The sequence below is a fragment of the Kitasatospora sp. MMS16-BH015 genome (assembly GCF_002943525.1).
In the GTDB taxonomy this organism is placed as follows: domain Bacteria; phylum Actinomycetota; class Actinomycetes; order Streptomycetales; family Streptomycetaceae; genus Kitasatospora.
This window is the reverse complement of sequence record NZ_CP025394.1, coordinates 3,359,054-3,378,646: the sequence shown is the minus strand read 5'-3', so window position 1 is coordinate 3,378,646 and position 19,593 is coordinate 3,359,054. Positions and strand designations below refer to the sequence as shown.

General features: G+C 73.5%; 13 protein-coding genes. 8 read left to right on the top strand and 5 right to left on the bottom strand.

Annotated features, from left to right (window positions below; genetic code table 11):
* The first annotated feature begins 50 nt into the window (after window positions 1–50).
* On the top strand, window positions 51–923 hold the full coding sequence (locus CFP65_RS14495; protein ID WP_104816491.1) for a PhzF family phenazine biosynthesis protein: 873 nt from the start codon (window positions 51–53) through the stop codon (window positions 921–923).
* A gap of 4 nt (window positions 924–927) precedes the next feature.
* On the opposite strand, the gene CFP65_RS14490 is transcribed toward CFP65_RS14495, so the two are convergent.
* From CFP65_RS14490 to CFP65_RS14480, 3 genes are all read right to left on the bottom strand, one after another.
* Window positions 928–3,417 carry a CDP-glycerol glycerophosphotransferase family protein gene (locus CFP65_RS14490; protein ID WP_104816490.1) on the bottom strand — a complete coding sequence of 830 codons (2,490 nt, stop codon included), beginning with the start codon at window positions 3,415–3,417 and terminating at the stop codon, window positions 928–930.
* Window positions 3,418–3,666: 249 nt separating this feature from the next.
* A complete protein-coding gene (locus tag CFP65_RS14485) occupies window positions 3,667–7,224 on the bottom strand; it encodes a bifunctional glycosyltransferase family 2 protein/CDP-glycerol:glycerophosphate glycerophosphotransferase (RefSeq protein WP_104816489.1) in 3,558 nt (1,185 codons plus the stop codon).
* Window positions 7,225–7,348: 124 nt separating this feature from the next.
* Complete coding sequence (locus CFP65_RS14480; protein WP_104816488.1) at window positions 7,349–7,999, bottom strand: bifunctional 2-polyprenyl-6-hydroxyphenol methylase/3-demethylubiquinol 3-O-methyltransferase UbiG; 651 nt, start codon at window positions 7,997–7,999, stop codon at window positions 7,349–7,351.
* Between the two features lie 315 nt (window positions 8,000–8,314).
* Between CFP65_RS14480 and CFP65_RS14475 the strand changes: the two genes are divergently transcribed.
* The 6 genes from CFP65_RS14475 (at window position 8,315) to CFP65_RS14450 (ending at window position 16,107) form a co-directional block, all read left to right on the top strand.
* A complete protein-coding gene (locus tag CFP65_RS14475; protein ID WP_104816487.1) occupies window positions 8,315–9,337 on the top strand; it encodes a glycosyltransferase family 2 protein in 1,023 nt (340 codons plus the stop codon).
* 51 nt (window positions 9,338–9,388) lie between these two features.
* Window positions 9,389–11,263, top strand: coding sequence for a hypothetical protein (locus CFP65_RS14470; RefSeq protein ID WP_104816486.1), 1,875 nt, complete (start codon window positions 9,389–9,391; stop codon window positions 11,261–11,263).
* Window positions 11,264–11,448: 185 nt separating this feature from the next.
* Window positions 11,449–13,221 carry a hypothetical protein gene (locus CFP65_RS14465; protein WP_104816485.1) on the top strand — a complete coding sequence of 591 codons (1,773 nt, stop codon included), beginning with the start codon at window positions 11,449–11,451 and terminating at the stop codon, window positions 13,219–13,221.
* A 20-nt stretch (window positions 13,222–13,241) separates the two neighbouring features.
* Window positions 13,242–14,189: a class I SAM-dependent methyltransferase gene (locus CFP65_RS14460; protein WP_104820879.1), complete on the top strand. Its 948-nt coding sequence runs from the start codon at window positions 13,242–13,244 to the stop codon at window positions 14,187–14,189.
* 46 nt (window positions 14,190–14,235) lie between these two features.
* Window positions 14,236–15,186, top strand: coding sequence for a YihY/virulence factor BrkB family protein (locus tag CFP65_RS14455; RefSeq protein WP_254552392.1), 951 nt, complete (start codon window positions 14,236–14,238; stop codon window positions 15,184–15,186).
* An 84-nt stretch (window positions 15,187–15,270) separates the two neighbouring features.
* Complete coding sequence (locus CFP65_RS14450) at window positions 15,271–16,107, top strand: class I SAM-dependent methyltransferase (RefSeq protein ID WP_104816484.1); 837 nt, start codon at window positions 15,271–15,273, stop codon at window positions 16,105–16,107.
* Window positions 16,108–16,198: 91 nt separating this feature from the next.
* Here the strand turns inward: CFP65_RS14450 and CFP65_RS14445 are convergent, their stop codons facing one another.
* Window positions 16,199–17,422 (bottom strand): D-alanyl-D-alanine carboxypeptidase family protein, encoded by a 1,224-nt coding sequence (locus CFP65_RS14445; protein ID WP_104820877.1) that lies wholly within the window; start codon window positions 17,420–17,422, stop codon window positions 16,199–16,201.
* 94 nt (window positions 17,423–17,516) lie between these two features.
* Window positions 17,517–17,771, bottom strand: coding sequence for an SCO4848 family membrane protein (locus tag CFP65_RS14440; RefSeq protein ID WP_104816483.1), 255 nt, complete (start codon window positions 17,769–17,771; stop codon window positions 17,517–17,519).
* 177 nt (window positions 17,772–17,948) lie between these two features.
* Here CFP65_RS14440 and CFP65_RS14435 point away from each other — a divergent pair, with 177 nt between their 5' ends.
* Complete coding sequence (locus CFP65_RS14435; RefSeq protein WP_104816482.1) at window positions 17,949–19,565, top strand: hypothetical protein; 1,617 nt, start codon at window positions 17,949–17,951, stop codon at window positions 19,563–19,565.
* Window positions 19,566–19,593 lie beyond the last annotated feature (28 nt).

Genomic DNA, 19,593 nt, shown 5'->3' with positions numbered 1-19,593 from the left:
CTGACGGCACATCGGGAATCGGCCGGTGGGGTCAGGTGTTCGGGTCGGACATGACGACTTCTCACCTTGACTCCACCGCCCCCGAGATCCTGCGCTACGTGGCCTTCTCCACCGACCCGGCCGGGGGCAACCCGGCCGGGGTGGTGCCGGCGGCCGGCGGGCTCGACGACGCGACGCAGCTCGCGATCGCCGCCGAGCTGGGCTACTCCGAGACGGCCTTCCTCACCCCGGCCGGGCCGGAGCGGGAGTACGCGGTGCGCTACTTCAGCCCGCTCACCGAGGTGCCGTTCTGCGGGCACGCGACGGTGGCGGCGGCGGTGGCCCTGGCCGACCGGATCGGCGCGGGCCGGCTGCTGTTCCGCACCAAGGCGGGCGAGGTGCCGGTGGAGGTGGCCCCCGGCCCGGGCGGTGCGCTGGAGGCCACGCTGACCAGCGTGGAGCCGAAGGTGGAGGAGATCGGCGCGGCGGAGCTCGCCGAGGCGCTGGCCGCGCTCGGCTGGGCCGCCGAGGAGCTGGACGCGGCGCTGCCGCCCCGGATCGCCTACGCCGGGGCCCGGCACCTGGTGCTGGCCGCCGCCACCCGCGAGCGGCTGGCCGACCTGGCGTACGACTTCGACCGGCTGGCCCGGTTCATGACCGGGCTCGACCTGGTGACCCTCCAGCTGGTCTGGCGGGAGAGCGCCGACACCTTCCACGTCCGCAACCCGTTCCCGGTCGGCGGCGTGGTCGAGGACCCGGCCACCGGCGCGGCGGCCGCCGCCTTCGGCGCCTACCTGCGCGAGCTCGGCCTGGCCACCCCGCCCGCCGTGCTGACCCTGCACCAGGGCGTCGACCTCGGCCGCCCGGGCCGGCTCCGGGTGGAGCTGCGGGCCGGCGACCCGCGGGTGCGGGTGAGCGGCGCGGCCGTCCGGATCGCCGGTTGAGCGGCTAACCCGCCAGCATCCGGTCGACCACCCGGGCCGAGGCGCCGCCGTCGTCCAGGGCGCAGTGGGTGGCCCGGAAGGCGCGGTAGGCCTCGGCGTGCTGCTCGGTGACGGCCGGGAGGTCGCGCAGGGCCGCGACCAGCTCGGCGGGGGTGCGCAGCAGCGGCCCGGGGGCCTCGGCCTCCAGGTCGAAGTAGAAGCCGCGCAGGTCGTCCCGGTAGTGGTCGAGGTCGTAGGTGAAGAAGAGGATCGGGCGGCCGGTGACGGCGAAGTCGAACATGATCGAGGAGTAGTCCGTCACCAGCACGTCCGCGGCGAGCAGCAGCTCCTGCACGTCCGGGTAGTCGCTCACGTCGTACAGGAAGCCGTCCCCGGCCCCGGCCAGCGGCTCGCGGACGTGCGAGTGCGAGCGCACCAGCAGCACGTGGCCGTCGCCGAGCTCGGCCCGGGCGGCGGCCACGTCCAGGCGCAGGCCCAACTGGTAGCCGTCGCCGTTGTCGCGCTGCTGGTCCTCGCGCCAGGTCGGCGCGTACAGCACGATCGTCTTCGCCGCCGGGATGCCGAGCTTGGCCCGGACGGCCTCGGCGCCCTCGCCCCGGGCCAGCACGTCGCAGCGCGGGTAGCCGGACTCCAGGATCTCGCCCCGGTACCGGAAGGCCCGGCGCAGGATCGGGGTGGCGAAGGCGCTGGGGGAGAGCAGCACGCTCCACTGCGGGGATTCGCGGTCGAGCGCTTCGAGGTAGCCGGCGTCGGCCAGCCAGCGGCTCTCCACGTCGTGGGCGATCCGCTTGAGCAGCGAGCCGTGCCAGGTCTGCACGATCACCTGGCCCTCGCGGCGCTCGATGAACTCGGGGAAGTGCGTGTTGCCGACCAGGTAGCGGCTGGTGGCCAGCGCCTCGTACCACTCGGGGGAGAAGGAGCGCACCGGGCGGACGCCCTCGGGCACCTCGGCCTGGGCGTCGTCGACCACCCAGAGGTGCTCCAGCGGGGTGCCCCGGCGGACCAGCTCGGCGTGGATCGCGCGCGGCGAGTCGGCGTAGCCGCGGCCGCTGAACACGTCGTAGAGCACGGCCTCGCGCAGCGGCTTCCTCCGGGCCGCCGGGTAGGCCGTGGTGCGCAGGCGCTCCTGGGCGTAGGCGTTGCGCTCGGCGGGGCTGAGCACCGGGGTGGAGTCGAGGATCAGGGTGTCGTGCCAGCGGCGCTCCAGCAGCACCCGCTTGGTGCCGGTGGTGGGCCGGCCGGCCTCCACCGCGGCGGGCAGCGCGGCCAGCGCCTGCGGGGCGACCACCAGCGGCTGCTCGGCCTCCGGGCGGCCCTCGGGGCGCAGCCGGAACTCCCAGACGCCCTTGGCCAGCGGCCGGGTGGTGCCGTCCGAGGTGGTGGCGGTGGCGGGCAGCAGCACGTCCAGGCGCTCGCCGCGCTCGACCCGGTGGCGCACCTCGCCGGTGCCGTTGTCGTGCCGCAGCACCAGCTCCAGCGGGCCCTCGCCGGGCAGCGGGGCGGTGCCGCGCAGGCGGAAGGAGGCGCCTTCGGGGGTGTCCTCCACCGTGATCGAGTCCAGGTAGGCGGTGCCCGGCTGGACGCAGAACTGCGGGTGGCCGTCGGCGAGCTGCTTGAGGTAGAGCACCTGGTCGGGGGAGGCCAGCCGGTGCTGGGCGGTGAGCGGGCCGTCCCGTTCGTCGAGCACCGGGCGCAGGGTGGAGCCGTCCGGGCGGAGCAGCTCGGCGTCCCAGTGCTCCATCTCGTGCGGGCCGTCCCCGGAGATCAGGAAGGGGGCGAACGGCACCCGGGCGGTGCTCTCCCGGGTGCCCGGGCGCAGCGGGAAGCTCAGCTCGGTGGTGGACTGCCGGTGGCGCAGCCGCAGCGCGGTGCCCTCGGGGAGGCCGTCGGCCCGCAGCGAGAGCTCCAGGCCCTCGCTCAACGGGGTGACGGCCGTCAATCTGGCGTGCACCCGCTCGATCCGCAGGTGCAGGGTGCCGTCCTGGTAGTACGGCACGGCCCGGGTGGTGGCGTCCAGCCAGTGCGTCAGCGGGTACTCGCCGGAGCCGCACCAGTACTGGGTGAGGCCGCCGCGCTCCTGGAGCCGGCCGGAGCGCACGGTGGCCTCCAGCGCCCAGTCGCCGTCCCTCCAGCGCCCGTCCAGCTTGAGCCGCGCCGGGTCGAGCACGGCGGTGAAAGCGCCCCAGTCGTGGTCGAAGGCGCTCTGGCCGCTGGCCTCGGTGGCCTCGGCGCGCTGCTGGTGGCGGGTGCGGAGCTTGACCGCCTTGCGGTCGCCCTCGCCCAGCGGGGTCGCCGTGACGGCGGTGAAGCCGCTGCTCAGCCAGGTGGTGTCGCGGTCGCCGAAGTGCGCGAAGCCGGTGATCTCCAGGCCGCGGTCCGTCCAGCGGACGGTGCGGGCGGCGAAGGTCGGCGGCTGGGCCGCCTCGGCCTGCTGGGCGGCCTGCTCCGGCACGCGGGAGGTGGTGACCGCGTCGGCGGTGGCTGAAGCAGGCATCGGGGCAGAGACCTCCGTGGCGACGTGGCAGCCCGGCTGTGCCGACGGGGGAGGGCCGCGGGGGAACGGCGATCGGCATCCGTGCGAACTGCGGGTGTCATCTCACACCGAGGGGCTACCTACGGTCAACCGTTGCACTATTCAGGGGCTCGGGGAACCGCGAGGGCATCGCCGGGTTCGGTGCACTCTTTAACGAGTACACGCCCCGAGGGATGCCCGCGCAGTTCCCCGCGCCCCTGCTTTGTGCAACTAGCTCTTTGCGGAGAGCAATGCATCGACCACGCGTGCTGCGGCGTGGCCGTCGTCCAGGTCGCAGTACGCCTGGCGGAACGCCGCGTAGGCGTCGGCGTACGGCGCCGTGCTGCGCTCGACCTGGGCCAGGGCGGCGACCAGGGCCTCCGAGGTGTCGAGGAGCGGGCCGGGGGCCTGGGCCTCGAAATCGAAGGTGAAGCCGCGCAGGTCGTCCCGGTAGTGCTCCAGGTCGTAGGTGAAGAAGAGCATCGGGCGGCCGGTGTTGGCGTAGTCGAACATCGCCGAGGAGTAGTCGGTCACCAGGACGTCGGCGACCAGCAGCAGGTCGGCCATGTCCGGGTAGGTGGAGACGTCCCAGACGTAGCCGTTGCCGGCGCCGGGGATCTGACCGCACATCACCTCGTGCGCCCGGACCAGCAGCACCTGGTCCTCGCCCAGGGCCTCCCGGGCGGCGGCCAGGTCGAGCCGCAGGTCGAGCTGGTAGCCGCCGTGCGGGCGCTTGCGGTCCTCGCGGAAGGTGGGGGCGTAGAGCACCACCTTCTTGCCCTCGGGCAGCCCGAGCCGCTCGCGGACCTGCTCGGCCGTCTTCTCCCGGTCGGAGGCGAAGAGCACGTCGTTGCGCGGGTACCCGGCCTCGACGATCTCGCCCTTGAAGCCGAGGGCGCGGCGCAGCACCGGGGTGGAGAAGGTGTTGCCGGAGACCAGCAGGCTCCAGTGCGGCACCTCGCGGTCCAGGTGCTTGAGGTAGTCGCCGTCGATGAACCAGACCTTCTCGAAGTCGTGCCCGATCCGCTTGAGCGGGGTGCCGTGCCAGGTCTGCAGCACGACCTGGCCGGGGCGCCGGGTGAAGAAGTCGGGCAGGTGGGTGCTGGTGACCACGTACTTGGCGGTGGCCAGCGCCTCGAACCACTCGGGGCTCCACTGGCGGATCGTCTCGGCGCTCTCCGGCAGGTCGGCCTGGGCGTCGTCGGTGGTCCACAGGTGGCGCAGCGGCAGGCCGCGCTGCACCAGCTCCTGGTGCACGGCGCGCGGCGAGCCCGCGTACTGGGTGCCGAGCGCGGCGACGTAGAGCACGCTGTCGGTCAGCGGGCGCTGCTGGAGGCCCGGGTACTCGGAGCGCAGCTTGCGCTGGCGGTAGCCGCTGCGCTCCTCGGGCAGCAGCATCGAGTGCGCCTCGAGGGAGAGGCTGTCGAAGGTGCGGCGCTCCAGCGCGATCCGCTTGCCGCGGGCCTCGACCTCCACCGGCAGGCTCCGGTGGCAGGAGGAGGAGAGCAGGGCGGGCGGCCAGAGCGAGCCGGGCTCGGCGCCGACCGGGCGGAAGGTGACCTCCCAGGTGCCCTTGTGCAGCGGCACCCGGCCGGCGAAGGAGGCGGTGGGCACGGCGGGCAGCGCGGCGCGGAACCGGCCGTCGGTGATCTCGACCGGGTACCGGTGCTCCTCCTCGCGCCAGTTGTGCCGGATCACCAGCTCGTAGTGGTGGGTGCCGGGCAGCGGGAAGCTGCCGCTGAGCAGGAAGCCGTCGCCGTCCTTGGCGGCGCCGACCTCCTCGACCACCGGCTGGAGCACCTGGTCGACGAACTGCAGGTACCCGCTGGGGGAGGGCTTGGAGAAGAGCGCGCGCTCGTGGCCCGGGAAGGGCAGGTCGAGCTGGGCCGGCGCCCGGCGGTCGTCTATCACCACGGGGGCGGTGACGCCGTTGGCCAGCAGCAGCTCGGTGTCCCAGCGGTCGCGCAGGCGCTCCTCGGCGGCCGGGTCGAGGGCGTCCCAGGCCTCGCGGACGGCGGTCAGCTCGCTGACCGGGAAGGTCGCGGTGAACGGCACGGCCCGGCCGGCCGGGGTGCCCAGCTCCAGCGGGAAGGTCAGGTCGCGGTCGGACTCGACGTGCTTGAGCCGCAGCCGGGCCCCGGCCAGGTCGGCGCCGGAGGCGGCCGCCCCGGAGACGGTGACCCAGCCGTCGTCGGCGGTCACCTGGAGCGCCCGGACGCGGATCCGCTCGACCCGCAGGTAGACGTGGCTGTCCCTGATCGAGGGGACGATCCGGACGTCCTCCTCGACCCAGTGCACCGGCAGGCTCTCGGCGGTGTCGCTCCAGCCGCCGGAGATCCGGCCCTTGTAGACGCCGCCCTTGCCGATGCCCGCGATGAGCACCCGCCAGGAGCCGTCCTTCCACTGCCCGCGGTGCTTGAAGCGCTTCGGGTCGATGGCCACGCTGAAGCCGGCCCAGTCGCAGCTGTACAGGTCGTGCGGGGAGCTGGCGGTGGCCTCGGGGCTGTACATCGCCTTGGTCGGCACGGCCAGCACCCGGCGGCCCTTGGCCTCGCGCAGCACCAGCACCTTGACCATGTCGTGCCGGTGCTCGGCGCCCAGGTGCTCGGGGAAGGCGTGGCCGGTGAGCTGGAGCCTGCCGTCCACCCAGGCCGAGTCGTAGAGCCGGCTGCGCATCACCAGCGCGTTGTCCAGGCGCAGCACGTCAGCCGGCACGCTCTTGCGGCCGCCGCGCAGGAACGGGTAGTCGGCGTACGGGCGGAGCAGGCCGCGGGCGGGGGCCGCGCCGTTGCTGTCCTTCTCGAAGCGCATCTGCTCGACGAACTCGTCCATCCGGTTCGCCAGCGTCAGGTGGTACTTGAGGCGCAGCGGGGCGCGCAGCTTGCGGATCTGCTCCGGGCCGATCGCGCGCAGCAGCCGGCTGACCGACTCCTGGTAGGCGCTGTTGTAGGCCGGGTCGTCCTCAATGATCGGCCAGAAGAACATCGGGATCTCCTCGACGAGGTTGTTCTCGTCGTAGAACTCCAGGTGCTTCTTGTACTTCGGGTCCTCCTGGGCCTGCAGCCAGGCCCGGACCAGCTCCATCGACTTGACCCGGTCGATCACGGTCTTCGGGTTGGTCTTCATCTGCGTGATCGACATCTCGCCGACCTCGCGCTCGCGCCAGTGGTAGATCGGCTCGGAGAGCACGTCCACGCTCTTGGCGAGGAAGTGGTGCGGCACGCTGACCGGGGCGTCCTCGTAGAGGATGCCCTCGGGGTACAGGATGCCGGCGCCGTCGAAGAAGGAGCGGCGGTAGACCTTGTTCCAGGCCGTCCGGTCGGTGATCAGGGCCGGGATCTCGGTGACGTGGGTCTTGAGCCGCGTCTCCTTGAACGGCTTGCGGTGGCCGCCCGAGGGGTAGTACCCGACGGCCCGGAAGCGCAGCACGTTGCCGGTGCAGAAGTCCGAGCCGGTCTCGTCCAGCGTGCCGATCATCAGCTCGTAGGCGCTGGGCGGCAGGGTGTCGTCACTGTCGACGAAGGCGATGAACTCACTGGCCGGGTCGACGTGCTCGTAGCCGGTGTTGCGGGCCGCGCCGAGGCCGGCGTTCTTCTTGCTGACCAGGCGGAACCGGGAGTCCTTCGCGGCGTAGGCCTCGGCGATGGCCGCACTGCCGTCCTTGGAGCCGTCGTCGACCATGACGCATTCGAGGTCGTCGAAGGTCTGGGCGGCGATGGAGTCCAGGCACTCCTCGAGGTAACGCTCGACGTTGTAGATCGGGACGACGACGGAGAGGCGGGGGGCCATCGGGTGCGCGGGCCTTTCATCGGGGGAAGTACGGCCGGTCTCTGACCGGGTCGGTGGGACGAACCGGGCACAGTTGCACCGCGATAGTACCCGCCGACCCCGGCCGGACCTCGGACCCGCGAGGTCAGGGAACGATGCCGACCAAGACGTACTCGTTGTACTTGAACACCTTCCCCGCGGCCTCGGGAAGGGGGAACGAATAACTGCGGTCCACTCGGAGACCGGCCCGCTCCGCGTAGGTGCGCAGGCCCTCGAAGTCGACGAAGCGCACGTGCGTCGGGTCCGACTTGTAGCCCGCCGCCTGCGGGGTGATCAGCACGACCTTGCCGCCGGAGCGGATGCTCGGCAGGTAGCTCTTGAGCAGCTGCTCGCAGGTGTCCAGGTCGAGGTGCTCCAGCACGTGCGCGACCAGCATCGAGTCGAACGCGCCGGGGCGGCTCAGCTCCGGGTCGTTCTCGAACTCGTCGGCGGTGTAGGCGATCAGGCCGCGCGAGCGGGCGGTGGCCACCGAGGTCTCGTTGTGGTCCACCCCGACGCTGCCCGGGTCGCAGTTCTGCAGGTTCCGGCCGACCCCGCAGCCCACGTCCAGCACCCGGCCGAGCTGGAGCCGCTTGAGGTTCCAGCGGTAGGGGGCCTGGGTCGGCAGCAGCCGCTTGATGCCGGACTGCTCCAGGGTCACCAGGCGTTCGGTGTAGGAGGCGTCGGCAGTGGCACCGCCGGTGGGAGTGCCGCCGGTGGGAGTGTTGGCGGGGTGTGCTTCGGAAGCTTCGGGCATGGCAGGGCCTCTCCAGACTGCGGGTTTCGTCGGGCTGCTGGTGGAGATCGTGTGTAGCTGCTCAGGGAGCGTAGGGCCGCCGAGGGGTCGCCCGCTGCCGAGGTCACCCGATGGTACGACGCTGGTGACCGGCGGCCGTTCGGCTCGTTGACCGGGTACGGAGGGCCCCCTGGCATGCCCGCTTCCGGGGGCGGGGGTGCGTCTGCGGCCCCGGTGCGGCTAGTCTGCGCCTGGCCCGCCCGGCGTCCCCAGCCGCCGCGCGACCCGCCTCCCGTGATCTAAGGCGACTGAGCGTCCCCCTAGAATGAGTCGCAAATGCCCCGCTTCAGCGTGATCGTCCCGGTCTACCAGGTGCAGGACTACCTGGCCGAGTGCCTCGACTCGGTGCTCACCCAGTCATGCCCGGACTTCGAGCTGATCGCGGTTGACGACCACTCACCGGACGGCTGCGGCGCGATCCTCGACCGGGCCGCCGAGCGCGACGAGCGGGTGCGGGTGATCCACCTGCCGGCCAACGTCGGCCTCGGCCGGGCCCGCAACGCCGGGCTCGACGTGGCCACCGGCGACTACGTGATCTTCCTGGACAGCGACGACACCTTCACCCCGGGCCTGCTCGCCGCGATCGAGGCCCGGCTCACCGCCTGCGCCGACCCCGAGATCCTGGTCTACGACTACGCCCGCACCTACGCCGACGGCCGGGTGGTGCGCAGCAACTCCGCGCCGATCTTCGCCCGTTCCGGCCCGGACGTGTTCACCCTCGACCAGCGGCCCGACCTGCTCGACCTGCTGATGGTGGTCTGGAACAAGGCGTACCGCCGCGACTACATCGCCGCCCAGGGCCTGCGCTTCCCCGCCGGGTACTACGAGGACACCCCGTGGACCTTCCCGGCGCTGCTCTCCGCGACCCGGATGACGGTGCTCGACCTGGTCGGCGTGCACTACCGCCAGCGCGAGGAGGGCGGCAACATACTCGCGACGGCCAGCCGCAAGCACTTCGACGTGTTCGCCCAGTACGACCTGGTCTTCGACTTCCTCGACCGCCACCCCGAGCTCGACCGCTGGCGCCGGGTGGTCTACGGCCGGATGGTGCACCACCTCAACACCGTGGTCAGCAAGCCCGGCCGGATCCCCCCGGGCGACCGCCGCGAGTACTTCCGCCGGGCCGCCGAGCACTGCGCCCGGCTGCGCCCCGAGGGCTACCGCCCCGTCCCCGGCGTCAGCGGCCTGCGCACCGAACTCCTCAGCCAGGGCCGCTACCTCACCTACCAGGGCGTCCGTGCGCTGGCCCGCACCCGCCAGGTGGCGGCCAAGGCCGCCCACGTCGCGCTCAGGGGTTAGGGCCACCGTCCAGGGGAGTGACCCACCTCGGCGCTCCCTCGTTGTCGTTGTGTGTACCTCCGTCTCGCGACGGCCCTCGGCCTGCTCGCGGCCCCGCCGCTCTGCCACCTGCTGCACGTCGACCTGCTGGCCCTCGCCCTGCTGGTGGCCGTCACCGCCGGGCTGTTCCGCTCCCCGCTGGGCCTGATCGACCGCCTGGTGCTCGCGGCCGGCCTGCTGGCCGGCTGGGTCTGCCTGCTCGGGGTGCTCGCCTCGGTCTGGCCCTGGGGCCTGCAGCCCGTGGCGCTCGGCGAGGCCACCGCCCTCCTGCCGGCCGCCGCCCTGCTGGCCGGCCGTCGGCTCCGGCTGCCCCGGCCCCGGTGGCGGGACGCGCAGCTGCTGCTCCCGATCGCCGCCGCGGCCTTCTTCTACCTCCAGCCGCTGCTGGCCACCGACGCCACCGGCCGGTTCGCCCGGGTCTACCACGGCGAGGACCTGGCCCGGCACTTCGCGCTATACGACAGCGTGCTCCGGCTCCAGGGCTACCTGGTCTTCCACCGGGCCGAGGCCGCCGTCGCCCTCCAGAACGGCTTCCAGAGCTACCCGCAGGGCAGCCACCTGACCCTGGCGGTGCTCACCGAGTACGCCTTCAACGGGCACCCGCCGGCCGCCGCCACCACCACCCTGGACCACTTCGTCCTCCTGGTCGCCGGGGTGCTCACCGCCTTCGTCGGCTCGGTGGCCTGGGCCGCCCGCCGGGTGGCCGGGCCGCTGCTCGGCCGCTGGGGCACGCTGCCGGTGGCCGGCCTGGTGGTGGTCTACCTGGTGGCGGTGGAGGCCACCCCGATCGCGCTGACCGGCTTCGAGAGCGAACTCTTCGGCCTCACCCTGCTCACCCTGCTCGCCGCGCTGGTGCTCCGCCCGCTCGCCCGCCCGGCCGAACAGGCCCTGCTGCTGGGCGCGTTGACCATCGGCATCTCCTTCGCCTACTACCTGCTGCTGGCCGCCGCCGGGCCGCTGCTGCTGGTCTGGCTGCTCGCCCGGCGCCGTCGGCTGCCCCGCCCCGCGGTGCTGGCCGCAGCGGCCCTGCTCACCGCCGCCGGGGCGGCCCTGCCGGTGGTGGCCAACTGGCAGCAGGCCAACTCCGCCACCGTGCTGGTGATGCCCGGCGGCGTGGTGGCCGTCTCCCGCCACCTGCTGGTGCCGCTGGCCGTGTTCGCGGTGCTCGGCCTGCTCACCCGCCCGGCCCGGCGCAACGCCGACCGCCGGGCCGCGCTGGCCGCCCTCGCGGCGGTGGCCGCGGTGGCGACGGCCCTGATGGCGTACCAGCTGAGCACCGTCGGCAAGACCTCCTACTACTACGAGAAGCTGCTCCACCCGGTGGTGGTGCTCGCCGTGCTGGCGGCCGCCGCCGCCCTCGGCCCGCTGCTCGGCCGCCCCCGGCTCGACGCGCCACGGGCGCTGCTGGCCACCGCCGCCGCGGCCACCGTCCTGCTGTACAACGCGCAGCCGGACTGGGCCACCACGGGCGGCTGGCAGGGCAGTTACGGCGCCCACTACCGCTCGGGCCGGCAGGCCGCCCCCGCCAGCGCCGAGCTGGTCACCGCGATCGCCGCCAGCCGCCCGGTGCCGGACCGGTACGCGGCCGTGGTGCTGACCGACCCGCACGCCAAGGAGGACCCGCGCTTCCTGGAGGGCAGCCTCTGGACGGGGGTGCTCAACCGCGACAACGGCCGCTCCTGGCAGGCCTGGATCTGGGGCCGCTGGCGCCGCTGGCCGCACGAGATCGTCGAGTACGCCGACGCCTCGCCGGTGCCGCTGCACGTCTACCTGAGCGACCCGGCCACGGTGGCCGACACCCTCGCGCTGCGCGACCACCCCGAGCGGCTGGCGATCTCCCTGGTCAGCTACGACCCCGAGGGCCGCCCGATCATCACCGGCCGCTGAACGGCCCACTGATCGGCTCGCCGAACGGCCCGCTGAACGAGACCCCTTCGGGTGGCGGTCGGCGCGCCGGGTTGACGGCCAGCGTGACCGGCCGGGCCCCGGCTTCGTTACCGGCATGCCGGAGGGCCCGTCCCCCTTGTCCGCCTCCCGGCCGGTCTCCCACCCGATGACGGAAGCGAACGCCCATGCCCGACGTGGCCATCGAGGCACCCGAGCTGCCCGAGGCACCCGGGGTCCTCCCCGCCGACCCACCCCCCGCACCCGCCGGCCCGCCCCGCCCCGCACGCGGCCACCGGTTGCTGGCCGGCGCCGCCGAGGCGGCCGTGGGCCTGGCCGTCGGCATCGGCTTCATGCTCTGGGCCCGCAACATCCACGTGAACCCGATGATCCGGATCGGCCAGGTCAGCGGCCTGGCCAAGCTCCAGTTCCGGGCCGCGCTGCTCGCCGTGCCGCTGTTCGCCGTGGTGCTCTACGCCGCCCACCGGGCCGGCCCCCAGCGGTACCGGCTGCTGCTGCGGCTGGGCTGCGCCGCCGTCGCGGGCCTGGGCACCGGCATCGTCGCCGGCGGCATCGCCGTCGCCCTGCACGGCACCCCCTGGGGCCTCGGCGGCCAGGACGGCGACCCGGGCACCCTGGAGGGCTACGCAGCCTCCTACCTGCGCGGCGAGGGCCTGCCCGGCATCTACCCGCCGGGCTTCATCTGGCTGCTCGCCGAGTGGGCCAAGCACGTCCGGCACGGCCACGTCGGCTTCGCGCTCAAGGACATGCAGCTGCTGCTCAGCGCCGTGGTCGGCCCCTGCGCCTACCTCGCCTGGCGGCTCCTGCTGCGCCCCGCCTGGGCGCTGGCCGTCGCGCTGCCCGCCGCGCTGCTCTTCCTCGACCCGATCCGCCCGTACAGCCACCTGGTGATGCTCTGCCTCGTTCCGGTGCTCGGCCGGCTGCTCACCGAGCTGACCCGCACCCCGGGCCTGCGGCTGCGCTCGGCCCTGCTGCGCGGGGCCGGGCTCGGCGCGCTGCTCGGGCTGCTGTTCCTCACCTACTCGGGCTGGTTCGTCTGGTCCGCCCCCGGCACCGCCGTCGCCGTGCTCGCCCTCACCCCCTGGCGCAAGGGCCGGGCCGCCCTGGGCCGGGCCGCCGCCCTGCTCGGCGCGGCCGGCCTGTGCTTCGCCGCCGTCGGCGCCCCGCTGCTGCTCAAGTTCCTGGCGAACGGCGCGAACACCGTCGACCGGTACGCCTACTTCGACACCTACATCGACCCGGCCTACGTGATGGGCTGGCGCTCCGACCGCTCCGGCTGGCCGCCCTCCTGGGCCTGGCCGCCGCCGGGCGAGCTGGCCGGGCAGACCACCTTCACGCTGCTCGTCGTGGCCGGCTTCGCCCTGGCCCTCGCGCTCGGCCTGCGCCGCCCGGCCGTGGTGGCCGTGCTCGGCTGCCTCGGCGGCTCCTGGGTGCTGCGGTTCTGGTTCGCCGGCCACATGCAGCGCGACCAGGCGGTGATGCTCTACCCGCGCACCACCTGGCTGATCCTCTACTGCTTCATCGCCCTCACCGTGCTCGCCGCGATGATCGTCTCCGGCGGGGCGGCCCGCAGCTGGCGCCGTCTGACGGCCAGCCGCAAGCTGCGCCCCTCCGGCTCGCTCGGCCGCCGGCTGGCCGCCGGCTCGCTCTGCGGGCTGGCCGTGTTCGGCGCGATGGGCGCCTCCTGGTCGGCCAACCGCTACATGCCGGTGCTCGACCCGGATTCGCACACCATGGGCCTGGACGCCTACCGGGCGCACACCCTGGCGAAGGCCGACGGCAGCTGCCCGGTCTACGCCCCCAAGCACACCTGCACGCCCCCGCACTACGACTGGCGGCCCAAGGACAGCGTGGACACCAGCCTCTGGTGCGGCAACGTCGCGTACGCGAGCTGGACCGCCTTCTGCGGCGGCAAGCCGCCGAACGGAGTGGTCCCGTGACCCCCTTGGAGGAGCACCGCATGACCACCGTCGAACCCGCCGTCCTGACCGACGTGCCGGGCTGGTTCTGGGAGCTGGACCGGCACCTCTTCGAGTGGGTGCTCGACCGGCAGAGCCGCACCGGCACCCGGGGCGACCTGCTGGAGCTGGGCGCCTACCTCGGCCGCAGCGCCATCGTGATGGGCCGTCACCTCGCCGAGGGCGAGACCCTCACGGTCTGCGACCTCTTCGAGTCCGAGGCGCCCGACGAGGAGAACGCCGCCGAGATGGCGCGGTTCTACCGCGAGACGCTCAGCCGGGCCGCCTTCGAGGCCAACTACCTGGCCTTCCACGACCACCTCCCGCAGATCGTCCAGGGCCCCACCTCGTCCCTGGCCGACGGCCGGATCCCGGCCGGCAGCTGCCGCTTCGTGCACGTGGACGCCTCGTACCTGTACGAGCACGTGGCCGGCGACATCCGGACGGCCCGGGCCGTGCTCCAGCCGCAGGGCGTGCTCGTCATGGACGACTACCGCTCCGCCCACACCCCCGGGGTGGCCGCCGCCACCTGGGAGGCCGTGCTCAACCACGGGCTGCGCCCGATCTGCCTGAGCGAGTGCAAGTTCTACGCCACCTGGGGCGATCCGGAGCCGTACCAGCGCGAGCTGCTCGCCACCTCCGGCGGCGCCCCCGGCTGCGGCACCAGCACCGACACCGTGGCCGGCCACCGGGTGCTCCGGCTGGACGGCCGGCCCACCCCCGCCTTCCCGGTCTCCCGGCACCACGACCGGCTCGCCCAGCAGCACCGGCTGGCCGCCGCCGAGCGGGCCGCCACCGAGCTGGCCGCCCGCCGGGCCGCCGCCGCAGCGGCCCGCCGCCCCGGCGCCGTCGCCCGGCAGGTCGCCGCCGACCTGCTGCCGCCGCTGCTCAGCGACGCCCTGCGGCAGGTCGGCCGCCAGGCCGAGCGCCGGGCGGGCCGCCGGGGGTGAGCACCGGGCGAGTCGTCAGGACTGAACGGGCAAGGCGTCGGTATACATGAGCCTGTCCGTCGCCGTCCTCGCCCAGGAGTTGGGAGCGCCCGTGGAGAAGCTGGCCAAGCTGCCGGTGATCGGCCCCCTGGTCACCTGGCTGCTGCGCACCCGGGCGTACCGCACCTACGCCCACTTCACCGAGACCAAGGGCAACCGCCTGGCCGGGGCGGTCACCTTCTTCGGCTTCCTGGCGCTCTTCCCGCTGCTCACCGTGGCCCTCGCCGTCGCGGTGGCCACGCTCAACGGCTCCCAGGTGCACCGGCTCCAGGACAAGATCTCCGAACAGCTCCCCGGCCTCTCGGACTCGCTCAACCTCCCCGGCCTGATCGCCAACGCCGGCACCGTCGGGCTGATCAGCGGCCTGCTCCTGGTGATCTCCGGCCTCGGCTGGGTGGACACCATAAGGGGAGCGATCCGGGACGTCTGGCTCCTCCCGGAGGAGGACGGCAACATCGTCCTGCGCAAGGCCTGGGACTGCGTGGTGCTGCTCGGCCTCGGCCTGGTCACCGCCGTCTCGCTCGGCGCCTCCGCCGTCGCCACCCAGCTGGCCCGGCACCTCGCCGACGCGATCGGCCTCGACGGCACGGCCGGCCGCTACCTGCTCGGGGCGGCGAGCTACCTGATCGCGGTGATCGCCGACACCGTCCTCTTCGCCTACCTGCTGGCCCCCTTCCCCCGGATCACCGACCAGCACCGGCGGGACGTGCTGGGCGCCGCGCTGATCGGGGCGGTCGGGTTCGAGGTGCTCAAGATCCTGCTCGCCTCCTACCTCGGCTCGGTGGCCACCAAGAACATCTACGGCGCCTTCGGCACCCCGATCGCCCTGCTGCTCTGGATCAACTTCGTCAGCCGGCTGCTCATGTACTGCGTCTCCTGGACGGCGCTGGCCGATCCGGCCGCGGCCCGGCAACGGGAGATCACCCGAGCTGAGCAGATCCTGCGAAAAGCGGATTGACCTCTGTCAGTTCGTGGGACACGTGACTAGGATCACGCGCACTTGCGCCCTTACCCCCGTGGGCGCGTCCCCTGGGAGACCCCCGTGACGACTGCCACCCCCGCTGTGCCGCGCACCCCCGACGACGTCCCCGGCTGGTTCTGGAAGGTCGACCAGGACCTCTTCAGCTGGTTCCTCTCCCGGCAGAGCGCGGCCGGCGTGAGCGGCGACCTCCTCGAACTCGGCACCTACCTCGGCCGCAGCGCGATCCTGCTCGGGCAGTACCTCCAGGAGGGCGAGACCTTCACCGTCTGCGACCTGTTCGACTCCGAGGCCCCCGACGAGTCGAACTCCGCCGAGATGGCCATGTCCTACCGCAAGACCCTCACCCGGGCGGCCTTCGAGACCAACTACCTGACCTTCCACCCCCGCCTCCCGGAGATCGTCCAGGCCCCCACCTCCGCGCTGGCCGACGGCCGGATCCCGGCCGGCAGCTGCCGGTTCGTCCACATCGACGCCTCGCACCTCTACGAGCACGTGGCCGGCGACATCCGGGTGGCCCGCGAGGCCCTGGCCCCCGACGGCCTGGTCGTCCTCGACGACTACCGCTCCCCGCACACCCCCGGCGTGGCCGCCGCCGTCTGGGAGGCCGTCGCCGACCTCGGCCTGCGGCCGGTCTGCCTCACCCCCGAGAAGTTCTACGGCACCTGGGGCGACGCCGAGGCCGCCAAGGAGGTCCTGCTCTCCCGCGACTGGCAGTCCGAGGGCTTCCGCACCAGCGAGGACCTCATCGCCGGCTCCACCGTCCACCGCCTCGCCTGGGACGCCCCCGCCCCCACCCGCCGCCCCGTCTCCCACCCCACCGCCCGCCGCCTGGCCCACGACCTCCTCCCCCCGATCGCGTTCCGCGCACTCAGGCGGACCCTGAAGGGCGGCGTTTAGGGGCTCGGGGAACTGCGAGGGCATCCCCGGATGTGGCGCACTCCTTAACGAGTACACGCCCCAAGGGATGCCCTCGCAGTTCCCCGAGCCCCTATCGGTTCCTTCCGATTGCCGTAGCGCCGCCCGGAACGTCAGTTCCCTCCGGCTCCAAGGTCCAAGCGGCGCGGCGGCGGCGGAGCCGGCGGGCCCTGATCCGGAGGCCGGCCGCCGCCACTGCGACGGCGGCCACGGCGGCAGCCCACCAGCCGACCGCGCCGCGCTGGCCGGTGACGGCCGCCTTAGCCGCCACCGGCTGCACGGCGGCGGCCGGCGCCGCACTGGCCTTCGCCACCGGCTTCGGGGAGGCGGGTACCACCAGGGTGTCCTCCGCCAGCACCCCCACCGGCTGGGTGTGGCCGGCGGCGGCGAAGCCCCAGTCCAGCAGGGCGGCGGTCTCCTCGTACACCTTCATGTACGAGGCGGGGTGCATCACGGTGACCAGCAGGGTCCGGTCGCCCCGGACGGCGGCGCCGGTGAAGGTGGAGCCGGCGTTGGTGGTGTAGCCGTTCTTGACCCCGATCAGGCCGGGGTAGTTGCCGAGCAGGCGGTCGGTGTTGGCGATGCCGAAGCTGCCGCGCTGGCCGGTGTTCTTGTCCACCGCGCCGGGGAACTGGGCGTCGCGGGTGCCGCAGTAGGCCCGGAAGTCGGCGTTCTTCAGGCCGGCCCGGGCGAACAGGGTGAGGTCGTAGGCGGAGGAGACCTGGCCGTCGGTGTCGTAGCCGTCGGGGGAGACCACGTGGGTGTCGTGGGCCTGCAGGGCCTCGGCCCGGGCCTGCATCTGGCTGACGGTCTGTTCGACGCCGCCGTTCATGTGGGCCAGCACGTGCACGGCGTCGTTGCCGGAGGAGAGGAAGACCCCGCGCCAGAGGTCCTCCACCCGGTAGTCCAGGTCCTCCTTGATGCCGACCAGACTGCTGCCCTGGCCCAGGCCGAACAGCTCGGCGGGCGTCACGTGGTGCACGGCGGCCTTGTCGAACTTCGGCAGCACGGTGTCGGCGAAGAGCATCTTCAGGGTGCTGGCCGGCGGCAGCCGCAGGTGCGCGTTGTACGCGGCGAGCACCTCGCCCGTCCCGGCGTCGGCCACCAGCCAGGACTGCCCGGTCAGCCCGCCGGGCAGCGCGGGCGCCCCGCTCAGCGGAGCGACCTGCACCCCGGCCTGCCCCAGGCGCTGCCCGCCCACCACGGCGGGTGGCGGGCCGTCCGCCGGAGCAGCCGCACCACACAGCAGGGCCGCCGCGACCACCATCCCGCAGCGCACAACGAATCGACCGGCCATCAGCACCGATCGAACGTACCCGCTCCGTCCTATCGTCCTACCGCGACGACCGCACCCGTCCCCCGCACGGGTGCCGGGGATTGACCCGCCCGGCCTACTGCTCGGCCGCCTGCCCGGCGGCCCGCAACCCCCGGATGCCCAGCACGCCGATCGCCGTCCCGAGCAGGAACGAGACGATGGTGAGCGCCAGGTGGATCCAGAAGAACGCCGTCGGCTGCGCGTGGTCCCCGTTCACGAACGCCTGGTGCCCGGAGTCCTTCCAGAGGTTCTTCGCGAAGGTGATCCAGACCATCCAGGACCACGCCCCGAACGCCGTGAGGAACCAGGAGACAGGGCGGGTGAGCTTCATGGCACGGTCCTTCGAAGGGGAGCGAACGGTCCGTCCCAGTATGGGCGTCCCGACACCCGCTCCGACCCCGGGGTGCCGGGCCGAAAATGCTTTGCCGCACCTCGGCGGCCCTGTCAGGATCGCCACTCCGTGCAGAAGGCACGGACGCAACGTCAGTCCTCAGGGGTGGGAGCATTCGTGGCACGTTCCGCTGTTCTGTCGGTCTCGGCCGTCGTCGTCGCACTGGCGGCCGGGGTGCTGGTCGCGCCCGCCGCAGGGGCGGTGGCACCCGGGCCGGTGGTCTCCGGCCCGATGGCGGCCCCGGTGCCGGGCTTCGCCTCGACTGGGGTGCGGACCCAGGGATGCACGCCCGGTGAGACCCCGGGCTGGGTCGGTACGGCCGACCTGACACTCGGCGTCGCCGTGCAGTCACCGGACGGCGCCGCGGCCACCGCGCGCTTCTCAGTCCGCGACGAGCACACCGGCCAGGCCGTCAAGACCACCGCCCCGGTGGCCGACGGCACCGCCACCACCAAGCCGGCCGGTCTCCTCGACGGCCGCACCTACGCCTGGCAGGCCCAGGCCCTGACCGCCCACGCCACGGGCAGGCCGACCCCGTGGTGCGCCTTCCGGGTCGACACCTCGGCCCCGAACACCCCGGTGGTCGGCTCCACCGACTTCCCCGCCACCGGCACTCCGGTCAAGTACGCGGGCCAGTACGGCGACTTCACCTTCGCCGCCACCGACCCCGCCCCGGCCACCGGCCGGGCCTCGGGCATCGCCTGCTACCACTACACCTTCACCGGCACCCTGGACGTGGGCTGGACCTGCCAGAGCCCGGACACCGTCCCGGCCGGCGCCGACGGCAAGGCCACCGCCAGGCTCCGCCCGACCGGCTGGGGCGGCAGCACCCTGCGGGTGCAGACGATGGACGAGGCCGGCAACGTGTCCTCCCCGGTGGACTACTCCTTCTACGCCCCCTCGAACCCCAACCCGCCGAACACCCCCGGTGACGTGGACGGCGACGGCGTGCCGGACATCCTGCTGCCGGACGCCGCCGGCAATCTCCAGATCATCAGCGCGGCGGCCGGTTCCACCGCGCCGAGCTCCACCGTGGCCGCGGCGCGCGGCCCGGTCGGCGCCGGCTGGACGGGCGCCCGGCTCGCCCACCGCGGGTCGACCGGCGCGCACCTGCCGATGGACGACCTGCTGGCGCACGAGCCGGGCGGGTCGGCGCTCTACCTGTACGGGAACAGCGACTTCGGTGGCTTCGGGCAGGGTGCGTCCCTGGTGAACCGCCCGGCCGACAACCCGTACAACCCGGTGCCGGCCGGCTTCGCCGCCGACTGGTCCCACGCCGAGCAGATCGTCTCGCTCGGTGCGCTCACCCGGCCGTGGGGCGCGGTGCTGCTCACGGTGGAGGACGGCGACCTCTGGTACCTGAACTCGATGCCGTTCATCGGCACGGTCCGCAGGCTCAGCACCACCGGCACCTGGTCCGGCTACGACCTGATCGCCCCGGGCAAGCAGGCCGACGGCTCGGTGCTGCTCTGGTCCAGGGAGAAGGCCACCGGCACCCTCCGCGGCTACACCGTGTCGCAGGGCGCCGACGGCAGCTACGACTTCTCGGTCCTCGCCGACCCGGCCGGCGGCACCGTGCTCGGCAGCTTCCCGGCCGCCGAGTACCCGGTGCTGGGCAGCTCGGGTGACGGCAACGGGGACGGCAAGCCGGACCTGTACGCCGTCACGGCGGCCCGGCACCTGCTGACCTTCGACGGGGTCGCCGCGCCGAAGGACCTGGGGCTGCTGAAGTAACCGCCCCGAGAAAGGCCGAGGGCCCGCC